At 71.1% G+C, this 11164-nt stretch carries 10 protein-coding genes and 1 pseudogene; 8 read left to right on the top strand and 3 right to left on the bottom strand.

Going from position 1 to position 11164, the window contains the following annotated elements:
• The 3 genes and pseudogenes from EK403_RS22485 to EK403_RS17210 all read right to left on the bottom strand — a co-directional run.
• A pseudogene (locus tag EK403_RS22485) lies at positions 1-471 on the bottom strand (pilus assembly protein PilM); the annotation flags it as partial.
• A gap of 67 nt (positions 472-538) precedes the next feature.
• Positions 539-2221 carry a GspE/PulE family protein gene (locus EK403_RS17215; RefSeq protein WP_128778702.1) on the bottom strand — a complete coding sequence of 561 codons (1683 nt, stop codon included), beginning with the start codon at positions 2219-2221 and terminating at the stop codon, positions 539-541.
• Between the two features lie 113 nt (positions 2222-2334).
• Positions 2335-3051 carry a heme-binding protein gene (locus EK403_RS17210; RefSeq protein WP_128778701.1) on the bottom strand — a complete coding sequence of 239 codons (717 nt, stop codon included), beginning with the start codon at positions 3049-3051 and terminating at the stop codon, positions 2335-2337.
• 786 nt (positions 3052-3837) lie between these two features.
• Between EK403_RS17210 and gspD the strand changes: the two genes are divergently transcribed.
• The 8 genes from gspD to EK403_RS17170 are packed head-to-tail and all read left to right on the top strand — an operon-like array spanning position 3838 to position 11131.
• Positions 3838-6159 (top strand): type II secretion system secretin GspD, encoded by a 2322-nt coding sequence (gspD, locus tag EK403_RS17205; protein WP_245479761.1) that lies wholly within the window; start codon positions 3838-3840, stop codon positions 6157-6159.
• 6 nt (positions 6160-6165) lie between these two features.
• A complete protein-coding gene (locus EK403_RS17200; protein WP_128778699.1) occupies positions 6166-6708 on the top strand; it encodes a prepilin peptidase in 543 nt (180 codons plus the stop codon).
• A 7-nt stretch (positions 6709-6715) separates the two neighbouring features.
• Positions 6716-7927 carry a type II secretion system F family protein gene (locus EK403_RS17195; protein ID WP_128778698.1) on the top strand — a complete coding sequence of 404 codons (1212 nt, stop codon included), beginning with the start codon at positions 6716-6718 and terminating at the stop codon, positions 7925-7927.
• A gap of 10 nt (positions 7928-7937) precedes the next feature.
• Complete coding sequence (gene gspG / locus EK403_RS17190) at positions 7938-8414, top strand: type II secretion system major pseudopilin GspG (RefSeq protein WP_128778697.1); 477 nt, start codon at positions 7938-7940, stop codon at positions 8412-8414.
• Positions 8386-8883 carry a prepilin-type N-terminal cleavage/methylation domain-containing protein gene (locus EK403_RS17185; protein ID WP_245479760.1) on the top strand — a complete coding sequence of 166 codons (498 nt, stop codon included), beginning with the start codon at positions 8386-8388 and terminating at the stop codon, positions 8881-8883. Before gspG ends, EK403_RS17185 begins: the two co-directional genes overlap by 29 nt.
• A complete protein-coding gene (locus EK403_RS17180; RefSeq protein ID WP_128778696.1) occupies positions 8880-9365 on the top strand; it encodes a PulJ/GspJ family protein in 486 nt (161 codons plus the stop codon). Before EK403_RS17185 ends, EK403_RS17180 begins: the two co-directional genes overlap by 4 nt.
• A gap of 3 nt (positions 9366-9368) precedes the next feature.
• On the top strand, positions 9369-10250 hold the full coding sequence (locus EK403_RS17175) for a PulJ/GspJ family protein (RefSeq protein ID WP_128778695.1): 882 nt from the start codon (positions 9369-9371) through the stop codon (positions 10248-10250).
• Complete coding sequence (locus EK403_RS17170) at positions 10247-11131, top strand: type II secretion system minor pseudopilin (RefSeq protein ID WP_128778694.1); 885 nt, start codon at positions 10247-10249, stop codon at positions 11129-11131. Before EK403_RS17175 ends, EK403_RS17170 begins: the two co-directional genes overlap by 4 nt.
• Positions 11132-11164: the final 33 nt, after the last annotated feature.

Raw genomic sequence — 11164 nt, 5'->3', positions numbered from 1 at the left:
GGCCGACCCGCCGATCGCCGTGGGCGAGAGGCCCGCGGCCTCGGCCTTCGCGTGCCACTTTTCGGCGATGTCGCGCGATGTCGCGGCGAAGTCGACGTCCAGTTCGCCCGTATCGGTCTCGCCCGCGACGCGATAGCCGTAGAGCGCCCGGTCCGGCGACCACGGCACGAGCCGCTCCAGGCGGTGCTCGATGATGGGATCGAGATATTCCCGGCCCGCGGCGGGCAGCGTGAGCCTGCGGGTCAGCACCGCCCCGGCCGGCAGCCGGAGCTCGACCGGGCCGTCGCCGCGGCGCTTGGCGTTGGGGGGCAGCCGGCGCGGCTCGCCCTTCGCCGGGATCTCGTAGAGCGCAAGCGCCTCGCCTTCCGCGACGGCGACAAGACGCGCAGCGCGGCTCGAGCGCGCGACCAGCGGGGTCGCGAGCGCCACAAGATCGTCGACCGCCGTTCCGAACGCGCCCGACAGCGACATGCGATCCGCCTGAACTCTCTCTGCGAGGCCGAACCCTTAACCGACGGCGGCCGCCGGTCAATCGGTCTCAGCCCGTCGTACGCAAAACCTCGGAAATGGTTGTGACGCCCCGGCCGGCCTTCGCCACGCCGTCCTCGAGCATGGTGGTGAGGCCCGAGCGGCGGGCCGACGCCAGCAGCCCGGTCGGGTCCGGGTTCTCGCGGATGAGGCGCCGCAGGTCGTCGTCGACGCGCATCGCCTCGAACACCCCGACGCGGCCGCGATAGCCGGTGTGTCCGCAGGCCGCGCAGCCCTGCGGCGCATGGAAGCGGGCGGTCGGATCGATGCGGAAGCCGCGCTCGGCGGCGAGCGCCCGCGCGCCCTCGTCCTCGCGCGGGTCCGGCCGCTTGCAGCGGTCGCAGAGCCGCCGGACCAGCCGTTGGCCGAGCACGCCGCGCAGCGACGCGGCGATCAGGTACGGCTCGACGCCCATGTCCGCGAGGCGGATCACGGCGTCGGTCGCCGAGTTGGTGTGCAGCGTCGTCAGCACGAGATGGCCGGTGAGCGCCGCCTGCGCGCCGATCGAGGCCGTCTCGGGGTCGCGCATCTCGCCGACCATGATGATGTCGGGGTCGTGGCGCAGGAAGGATCGCAGCGCCCGCGCGAAATCGAGCCCGATCGCGGGCTTGATCTGGGTCTGGTGGACGCCCGGGATCTGGTACTCGATCGGGTCCTCGACCGTCACGATCTTGCGCGACGGGTCGTTGAGCAGCTGCATCGCGGTCGCGAGCGTCGTGGTCTTGCCCGAGCCGGTCGGGCCCGTGACGATGACGATGCCGTGCGGCTCGGCGAGCAGCCCCTTGAAGACCTGCAGGTCGCGGCCGGCGAGCCCGATGCGCTCGAATTCGAGCAGCCGCGAATCCTTAAGCAGGATGCGCAGCACGGCGGTCTCGCCATACATGGTCGGCATGGTGGCGACGCGCAGATCCGCCTCGTTGCGGCCGATGAACACGTTGGCGCGGCCGTCCTGCGGCAGCCGGCGCTCGGCGATGTCGAGGCTCGCGAGGATCTTCACGCGCGAGATCACCGCGGGGGCGATCTGCTTCGGGGCGGTCTGCTCGGTCCTCAGATGGCCGTCGACGCGCAGCCGGATGCGGAGCTCGTCGCGGCCGGTCTCGATGTGGATGTCGGTCGCGCCGAGGTCGATCGCCCGCTCCATGAGCTGGTCGACGAGCCGCACCACCGGCGCGCCGCGCGCCAGATCCTTCAGCGCCTCGACGGTGTCGTCGGACGACTCGGCGCCCGCCTCGGCGGCGTCGGGACGGCCGACGGAATCCGGCGCGGCCTGCTCGAACAGCAGGTCGATTTCCTCGAAGGAGACCACGACCAGGCGCGGCTCGGCGCCGAGCGCGAGCTTGACGGCCGCGAGCCCTCCGCGGTCCGACGGGTCGGCCACTGCGAGCGCGATGCGGCCGTCCAGCTCGAACGGATAGGCGAAGGCGTCGCGGAGGAAGCTGCGCGACAGGCCCTCCATCCGCGGCTGCGCCTCGGCGATTTCGGCGAAGCTCGCGCGCGGCGCTCCATGCAGGGCGGCGAGCGCGTCTGCGAGGTCGGGGGCCGCGACCGCGCCCGCGCGCCACAGCGCCTCGGCCTCGCCGGGCTCGTGCGCGTCGCCGGCGGGCCGGGCGGGCGGCGGCGGGGGCGCGTCGAGCAACAGCCCGAGGCGCGTCAGATGGCCCGCGAGTTCGGAAGGGTGGGTGGGTGCGTTCATGGCTCGCGGGGGCGGCGGCTCGGCCGCATGTTGGTCCGGCCGCGGAGCATAGTCGCGAAGGCTCGCGAGGCCAAACCGGCGCGCGCCGAAGGTTTCGGCGCGCGCCGGCGGGGTCAGCCGGTGGGGACGTTCACGCCCTGCGTGTCGGCGTCGTTCGGGCAGTGCGGATGGCCGCCCTTGTTGTCGAAGGTCAGCCGGTCGTTGCCTTCCGACGGCGCGAGCTTCAGCCGGGAACGGGTGCGCCAGGCGGTCGAATGGTCGGCGCAGGCGGTGTCGCCCGACAGGCCGAGGCCGCCGATCGCGCTCTTGCCCCTGTAGAGCCCGACGCCGCCCCCGAACGTGATGGTGCCGCCGACGCGCTTGCCGACCAGCGGATCGTCGGGCGTGCCGAACTTCGAGTAATTGCCGTCATAGACCAGCGCCCCGTCGAGCGGGTTGCCGGCCGCGAGGCCGAACAGCGGGTTGCCGCCCGACGGGCTGCCCTGGACCCAGGGGTAGAGCTGGGCGGTGGAGATCGGCCCGCCGTCGAGGCTGAGACCATTCGCCGTGAACGCCTTGGCGGCGGCGATCTGGCGGGAGAGCAGCCACTGGCTGTCGACGCCCTCGCCCGAATAGGCGACCGCGCAGACCGCGCCGGTGCGGTCCACGACCACGGCCCAATAATGGTTGCCGAGGCCGCTCGAATCCTGGTCGTCGGCCTTGGTGAGCGCGGCTTTCAGCTCGGCGTGGGTGACGGGACAGTCGGCCGCTTCGGCGCGGCCTGCGCCCGCCATGGCCGCGACCGCGCCAAATGCGACGCCCGCCAGGGCGTGTCGGATCGAGATGGTCATCTGATGCCTCTTCGGGGTTTTCTTGAGCCGGCCTCCGCGTCTTGACGCCAGGGCGTGCCGCCATGATCGCGTGCGGCTGCAACAGCCCCGCCACGCGAGCTGCCGCTCGGCGGATGGCCGGTGATCCCGAGAACGCTGGACGCGAAGACGGACGGGACGCCGCGGTTTCCCTTCGCGGCCTGGCCCGATCCGAAGAAAGCAAGCGCCGTCGGAGGACGTCTGTCAACTTAGACCGAGGAAGTAATCGGACGAGGTATATTTCACCTGCTGGTCGCAACGCCGCGAGCGGCGGCCGAACCGTAGGCCCCCGATCGCGACGACCTTCGTGAACCGATGATTTGCGACCAGTAAGCGTCGGCGACCGACGCCAAAGTGTTGCCGCCAAAGCTCAACGAGACGGGCGCGGCACGTCCGGCTCCGCGGCGGCTCCGAACGGAATCGTCATTCGAACAGATGTCCGCACGTAGCGCCGCCGCCGCGCCGCTCCCTCCCGCCCGTCGCCAACGTCACGGGCTCGGCCGACCGGGTTTTTGCGCCGGTGGCCGAAACACAGTCGGTCGTTCCATTTAGGCTCTTGTCAACTTATTAAAGGCTGGAAATCATTATTTAACCACATGTCTTGTTTATGAACAAACTATTGCTTTCATGACGATCTTATGTCGAGCGCAAGCAGTCTTTCCTCCAAGTCTCGGACGCGGCGATGGTTTGACTTTTCCGTGGCGCGTGCGATGAATGAGACGGCGAGGTTTAGGGCCTCGTTCGATCGGGGTGATCGTGATGGTTGCGATGCGCGTTCTGGCTATCGGCGTCTGTCTGTCCGCGCTTGTCGGCTGCTCGGCGACGGATGACGGCGGACAGCGGTCCTCGCTGATGAACACGGGGCTGTTCACCGATCTCTCGGCCAAGAAGCCGCGCCCCGAGAAGGACGGCGCGCTCGCCATGTCGGTTTCGAACTCGGCCTCGAGCATGGTTGCGACCGACGGGCCGGCTTCCGACGGCGCGAAGCTGCAGCGCATGGCCTTCGTGGGCGAGGAAAGCCTCGACGAAGGCGGCGGAGCGCCGTCTGGGACAAACGCGAGCTACCGGCTCAATTTCGAGAACGCCGACGTGCGCGAGGTCGTGCAGGCGGTGCTCGGCGAGACGCTGAAGCTCAACTACACCATGACCGAGGACGTCTCGGGCAAGGTCACGATCTCGTCGCCGCGCGCCATGACCGGCCAGGAGCTGCTTGCGGCGCTCGAATCCTCGCTGTCGGCAAACGGCTTTTCGATGACCAAGTCGACGGGCGGTTACCGCATCGCGCCGACCGCGGTGGGCGGCGGCGTGGTCGACACGCCCTTCGCGACCCAGCCGAGCTACGGCGTCTCCGTGGTGCCGCTGCGCCATGTCTCGGCCGCCACCATGGGCAAGCTGGTGGCGGGCTTCGTGGCCGAGAACGACGGCCTGCGGGTCGACACGGCGCGCAACGCCATGGTCGTGCGCGGTCCCGGCTCCAAGCGCCAGGAGGCGGTCGACACCATCATGTCGTTCGACGCCGACTGGATGCAGAACCAGGCGGTCGGCATCTACGAAGTGCGCCAGGCCCAGCCCGACGCGGTCGTGGCCGAGCTCAACCGCGTGTTCGATTCCGAGCAGCAGCGGGGCGCGACCGGCGGCGTCATCCAGTTCAAGCCGATCAGCCGGCTTCGCGCCGTCATGGTGGTGTCCAAGAACCCGGCGCTGCTGAAGCGGGCCGAGACCTGGGTCAAGCGCCTCGACCGCGACACGGCGAGCGGCTCCGAGAACGTGTTCGTCTACAAGGCGCGGTATCGCGACGCCAAGGAGCTCGCGCGCATCGTCACGAGCCTGTTCCGGGCCGGCGGCGACGGCGGCCAGGTCCAGAGCGCGAGCACCGGCCAGCGCTCGGCGAGCGCGTCGGGATCGGGCTTCGGCTCCTCCGACAGCAATTCGTCCGACTCCTCGTCGTCGCGGTCCTCGTCGAGCTTCGGTTCGAGCGGCTCGAGCTTCGGGTCGAGCTCGGGGTCATCGTCGCAGAACCGCCCGAGCTCGTCGGGATCGCAGTCGGCCTTCAACAATCCGAATTTCGACCAATCCACCCCGGGAGGCTCGGACTCTTCGGCGTCCGGCGGCGGCGACTCGATCGACCTCACCACACAGGCGGCCGGCGATCGCGCCAACGTGCTGATCAGCGCCGACCCCGCCAACAATGCGGTCGTGGTCTACGCCGACGGCTACACCTACCAGAAGATCCACGCCGCGCTCCGCCAGCTCGACAGCGCCCCCCTGCAGGTCGCGATCCAGGCGACGATCGCCGAGGTGACGCTCAAGGATGAAATGCGTCAGGGGGTCGAGTATTTCGTGAAGTCGAACAGCGTCGGGCTCGGCAACGACAACGGCTCGGTCAGCCTGTTCGGCGGCGCGGCCGGAAGGCTCGCGAAACAGATCCCGGGCTTCAACGTGCTGCTCGGCGCCAACACCAACGCGGACGTCATCATCTCGGCGCTCGATCGGGTGACCGACGTCGAGGTGCTGTCCTCGCCCTCGCTCGTGGTCGCCGAGAACCAGCCCGCGAACTTCCAGGTCGGCGACGAGGTGCCGGTCCAGACCCAGTCGCTCGGCACCGCCAACCAGCTCAACCCCAACAACCCGTCGGTGCTCAACTCCGTCGAGTTCCGCGACACCGGCGTGATTCTCAACGTCACCCCGCGCATCGGCTCCAACGACGCGGTGACGATGCAGATCGAGCAGGAGATCTCGGCGGTCGCGGGCGGCGCCAACACCCTGACGCCGACCATCTCGAAGCGCCGCGTCGCGAGCAACATCTCGGTCACGAGCGGTCAGACCGTGCTGCTCGCGGGCCTGATCAGCAAGCGCGACGCCAAGGGCAAGAACGGCATCCCGCTGCTCGGCGACCTGCCGGGCGTCGGCGGCCTGTTCAGCCAGCGCGACCGGACCCAGGACCGCACCGAGCTCGTGGTGTTCATCCGCCCGACCGTGATCCGCACGGGCGAGGACGCGCAGTCGGTCGCCGAGGAGTTCCGCTCGCGGCTGCTGGTGAACAAGGCGAGCACGAGCGGCGGCGCCGTGCCCGCATCTTTCAGCAAGTAGACTTTCATGACGCGCGAGGCCCGGTTCGAGACCGGCGGCGCCGCGGCGGCTCTTGGCCTCGCCGGGGTCCTCGTTCTGGCGCCGGCTTCGAGCCCCGTCCTGGCGCCGCTCGCGCTCGCGCTTGCGGTGGGTTGGATCGTCTGGCGCGACGTGACCAATTTCGTCATTCCGGACGGCGCCTCTGCGGCGCTTGCGGCGATCGCGCTCGGCGCTCGGCTCGCGGGCGACGGCGTGAGCGTCGAGACCGCGGCCTGGGCGCTCGCCGAAGGCGCGATCTGCGGCCTCGCGCTCTGGGCGGCGCGCGAGGCGTTCTATCGGCTGCGCGGCCATGACGGGCTCGGCTTCGGCGACGTGAAGCTCGCGGCCGCCGCGGGAATTCTCGTCGGGCCGTCGGGCTTCGCGCTTGCGCTCGCGGCCGCCTGCATGGCCGGGCTCGCGGTCGCCCTCGTCCGCCGGGCCGGCCGCGCCGACAGGCTGCCGCTCGGCGCGCTGCTCGCGCCCGCCTGTCTCGCGGTCTGGGCGCTCGGGCTCGGCGCGCCGGTCGGCTGATCCCGCGATGGCGACGTTCGAGTACCGGGCCATCAACCCGGCGGGCAAGATGGTCTCGGGCGCCATGGAGGGCGCCTCGCGCGCCGACGTGCTGGCCGAGCTCAACCGCTCGGGCTTCACGCCGATCTCGGCGGCCGAGACCGCCGGCGCGGCGAAGCGGAGCTGGCGCGAGCGGCTGACGCCGGAGCCGAGCGCCGAGCACATCACCGGCTTCACGCTCGACCTCGCGATGCTGCTCAAGGGCGGCGTGCCGCTCAACCAGGCGCTCGCGATTCTGACCGAGATGGAGAGCCGCCGCTGGCTGGTGAAGCTGATCGAGGCGCTGCATGGCGAGATCGCCGGCGGCAAGAGCTTCAGCCAGGCGCTCGCGCTGCATCCGCGGCTGTTCCCGCCGGTTTATGTCCAGACCGTCGCGGTCGCGGAGACCGCGGGGCGGCTCGAGGAGGCGCTCTCCGACATCGCCCAGGAGCGCCAGCGCAACGAGCGGCTGCGCAAGTCCTTCACCTCGGCGATCGCCTATCCGGGCTTCCTCGCGGTCGCGGCCATTGGCGTTATGTCCTTCGTGCTGCTGTTCGTGATCCCGCAATTCGAGGGCGCGCTGCAGGGCTTCCGGTCGAAGCTCTCGCCCTCCACCACCTTCGTGTTCGACCTCTCGCGCTGGTTCCGCGACAACATCAACGTCATCGTGCTGTCGGTCGCGGGCGTCCTGCTGCTGCTGCTCGTGCTGAGCCGGGTCGGGCGCGGCGGCAACCTGATCGTGCGTGGGCTTGCGCGCATGCCGCTGACCCGGACGCTTCTGTCCCACGAACTGACCGTCACCTTCTGCCGGACGCTCTCGATCCTGCTCACCAACGGCGTGCCGATCACCATCGCGCTCCGCCTCATCCGCGACATCGTCCGGGTGCCGTCGGCGGCCGCCGCCATCGATCTTGCAATGGCGGACGTGCGTCAGGGCCAGCGATTGTCGGAAGCGCTGGCGCGCCGCGCCTTCCTTCCGGCGCATGTCACGCAGATGCTCCGCGTCGGCGAGGAGGCCGGCAAGCTCCCCGACAGCGCGGCGCGGATCGCCGGCTTTTACGAGACCAAGCTCGAAACGAGCCTCAAGCGTCTTGTGGCGGTCATCGGTCCGGTGATGATGATCGCGGTCGCCTGTCTGGTGGCCTGGCTGATCGTCTCTGTCATGACGGCGCTGACGAGCATCAACGATCTTCTTGTGTAAGGGCTTGCGCATGACGGACCCGAAGACCGACGACAGACACGAGGACCGGAGGGACGCGCCGCCCGCCCGCGCGCCGCGCGACAGAACGGGGGGCTTCACGCTCGTGGAGCTGCTGGTCGTGCTGGTGATCCTGAGCCTGGTGATGGGCCTCGTCGGCCCGCGCGTGCTCAGCTACCTGTCGAGCTCGCGCGAGCGCGCGGCCCGGCTGCAGTTGCAGTCGTTCTCGGCGGCGCTCGACCTCTATTATCTCGACATGGGCCGCTATCCCTCGACGACCGAGGGTCTGCAGTCGCTGGTCAAGGCCCCTCCGGGCCAAGACAAATGGGCCGGCCCCTATGTCCAGCAGGGCCAGATTCCCGCGGACCCGTGGGGCAACCAGTACGAATACCGGACGCCAGGGCGAACCAAGGCCTACGCGATCACCTCCCTTGGCTCCGACGGCCGGCGCGGAGGCGAAAGTGACGCCGCCGACATCGTCAGCGACTGACCGCCTAGAGCGGCTGAGTCCCGCACGGCGCAACGGCCGCGAAGGCTTCGTCCTGATCGAGGTCATGCTGGCGATGGCGCTGATCGCGCTGGTGGCCGCGCTCGCGCTGCCGCGGGCGCGGCCGATCGACGGCGGCGCGGCGCTCCGCGCCAAGGCTTACGAGACAGCGGCGCTGCTGCGCGCCGACCGCGACGCCGCGCGGCGCGTCAACCGCGAGGTCGCGAGCGTGGTCGATTTCTCGAGCCGGCGCATCGCCTCCGGCTCCGCCCGCACGGCCGTGGGGTTGCCCGACGGGATCGCGATGCGGCTCTCGGCTGACCGGTTCTCGGGCTTCCGCTTCTTCCCCGACGGCCGCTCGAGCGGCGGCCGGCTGACTCTCGACGCCGGCGGCGGCCGCACGCTGACGCTCAAGGTCGACCGCCTGACCTCGGCGGTCGAGATCCGCGCCGCGGAGCGCGACCTGCAATGACGCGCGCGGGCGGCCGGGACGGCTTCACCCTGATCGAGAGCATGGTGGCGCTGGTCGTGCTGGCCGCCGTCATGCTGGTCGCGCAGCGCGGCATCGTGGCGGCGAGGCTCGGCCTCGACCGCGCCCGGTCGACGATCGCTGCGGAGGCCGTGGCCCGCTCGATCGTCGAGACCGAGCTCGACAGGCTCGCGCCTGTTCCGGGCGTCAGGGATGGCGAGACCGATGGGATCGCCTGGCGGGTGACGGCCGAGCCGGTCGTGGTTCCGCTGCCGGCCGCCCCGCCGCCGCCCGCGAACAGCGCCACGGCGCGCGAGGCGACGCCGACGGGCCAGGCCGGCGCCCGCGACGCGGGTGACGAACCCGCCGGCGCGTCCGAGGGGCCGTCCCAGCGCTGGCGGACGCTGCGCGTCACCGTCATGGTCGCGAACGGCCGCGGCCGGCCGCTGGTCGTCGAGACCATTCACCTCGCCAAGGAGCTCTGAGCGATGCGCGGCGAGGCCCGGCGTCGCGGGTCGGAGGGCTTCCTGCTCATCGAGGCGCTCAGCGCGTTCGCGCTCAGCGCGCTGATCCTGGTCGCGCTGCTCTCCCTCATGGGGCTGCTCCGCCGCTCCGCCGACCGGGCGGCCGCGAGCGTCGAGACCATGGAAGTGACGGGCCGCACGCTGGCCACGATCGCGGGCGAGATCCGGCTGGCGAGCCGCAGGCGCTGGGCGGCCGAGCCCGGGCTGCAGGGCGGCCCGGCCCGGGGGCCGGCGCAGCCCGCCCCACGCGCCGACGAGGACCCCGACGGACGGCGGCGCCCGACGCAGGGCGCGCGGCAGGACGAGGCCGAAGGCGGAGAGGGCGGCCCCGGCCAGAGCGAGGCGCAGCGCAACCGGCCCTTCGTGTTCTCGGGTTCGCCGGACCGCGTGCTGTTCGCGCTCAATCCCGAGCAGGCCAGCGGTTTCCGGGCGCCCGTCCTGGTCGCCTACCAGATCGATCCGAGCGGCGCGGTGCTGCGCGCCGAGGGCGCGCTGCCGCCGAACGCCACCGGTCCCGGCGCCGTCAGGCTCGGCCCGGTGGCGCGGATCGAGCCGGGGCCCGAGCGGCTGCGCTTCGCCTATGTCGAGCGCCAGCCGAACGGCGGCGAGGTGATCGTCGACGTCTGGGCCAACCCGCTGCAGATGCCGGCCGCAGTCCGCATCGACCGCACCGATCCGGCGACCGGACTGCTGCTGGGGTCGCTCAGGACGCCCCTGCTGCTCGACGGCGAGCCCGGCTGCGCCGAGCCGCAGAAGAGCTTCTGCAGCCGGGTCGAGAAGGCGCAGGCCGCAGCCGGCCAGACGCCCCAACCGACGAAGCCCAGCGCCTCGGGAGAGCAGGAGTGACGCGCCGCGGCCGCGAGGGCTTCATCCTGGTCTCGGTGCTCGGCGCGCTGATCGTGCTCTCCGGGCTGGTCGCGGCGGTCTCCTATCTGGTGCGCACCGCGGTGATCGGCGCGGCCTCCGTCCGGCAGGAGCTTTCGACCGACGTGCTCACCCGCTCCGGGATCGAGCTCGCCGGTTATGAACTCTTCATGCTGCGGCGGCCGGCGGCGCTCGTGAACAACCAGCGGGTCCGGATGAATGACGGCGTCGTCACGCTGTATGTGCGCTCCGAGGCCGGCCGGATCGACCTCAACGCCGCCTCGCCCGAGCTGCTCGCGGGCCTCTGGTCGTCGATTGGCGCGCCGGGCGGCATGCGGCCCGAGACCTTCGCGGCGCGCGTGATCGATTATCGCGACGAGGACAGCGAACTGTCGAAGAACGGCGGGGCGGAAGCCGCGGAATACAAGGCCGCAGGGCCGACCCTCCAGCCCGCCAACGCGCCCTTCGAACAGGTCGACGACCTGCAATATGTCCTCGGCGTCCCCTCCGAAGCGGTTCGCGCGCTCGCCCCGGTGGTCACCGTGCACAATCCGACCGGCAAGCTTTCGGCCTTCGACGCCTCGCCCGCGGTGCTGCGCGCGCTGCCGGGCGGCTCCTCGCTGGTCGACCGGATCGCCACGCTTCGCTCGCGCCCGCCGCAGGACGCCGAGGACGGGCTGGAGGAGGCGCTGGGGGACGCCGCCGAGTTCCTGACGCTCGAGCAGAAGCCGATCGCCTTCACGGTGAGGGTCGAGATCGAGCGTGAGGGCGCGCGCCGCTCGACCGACGTCACGCTGGTCGCCTCGCGCTCGCCGGACGCGCTTTACTTCGTCACCGACCGGCTCGAGCGGACGTCGCGCTGACGTCGGGTCCGGGCGCCGACGCGAACCCAAGCG

Source organism: Hansschlegelia zhihuaiae (genome assembly GCF_004103825.1).
Classification (GTDB): Bacteria; Pseudomonadota; Alphaproteobacteria; order Rhizobiales; family Methylopilaceae; genus Methylopila; species Methylopila zhihuaiae.
This window is presented reverse-complemented; position numbering and strand designations above follow the sequence as displayed.

What these genes read in the sequence shown, in the direction of transcription:
- EK403_RS17210 (WP_128778701.1), bottom strand. Translation starts at nt 3,051, where the DNA reads ATGACCATCTCGATCCGACACGCCCTGGCGGGCGTCGCATTTGGCGCG.
- EK403_RS17195 (WP_128778698.1), top strand. Translation starts at nt 6,716, where the DNA reads ATGGCGACGTTCGAGTACCGGGCCATCAACCCGGCGGGCAAGATGGTC.
- EK403_RS17200 (WP_128778699.1), top strand. Translation starts at nt 6,166, where the DNA reads ATGACGCGCGAGGCCCGGTTCGAGACCGGCGGCGCCGCGGCGGCTCTT.
- EK403_RS17180 (WP_128778696.1), top strand. Translation starts at nt 8,880, where the DNA reads ATGACGCGCGCGGGCGGCCGGGACGGCTTCACCCTGATCGAGAGCATG.
- EK403_RS17215 (WP_128778702.1), bottom strand. Translation starts at nt 2,221, where the DNA reads ATGAACGCACCCACCCACCCTTCCGAACTCGCGGGCCATCTGACGCGC.
- EK403_RS17175 (WP_128778695.1), top strand. Translation starts at nt 9,369, where the DNA reads ATGCGCGGCGAGGCCCGGCGTCGCGGGTCGGAGGGCTTCCTGCTCATC.
- gspD (WP_245479761.1), top strand. Translation starts at nt 3,838, where the DNA reads ATGCGCGTTCTGGCTATCGGCGTCTGTCTGTCCGCGCTTGTCGGCTGC.
- gspG (WP_128778697.1), top strand. Translation starts at nt 7,938, where the DNA reads ATGACGGACCCGAAGACCGACGACAGACACGAGGACCGGAGGGACGCG.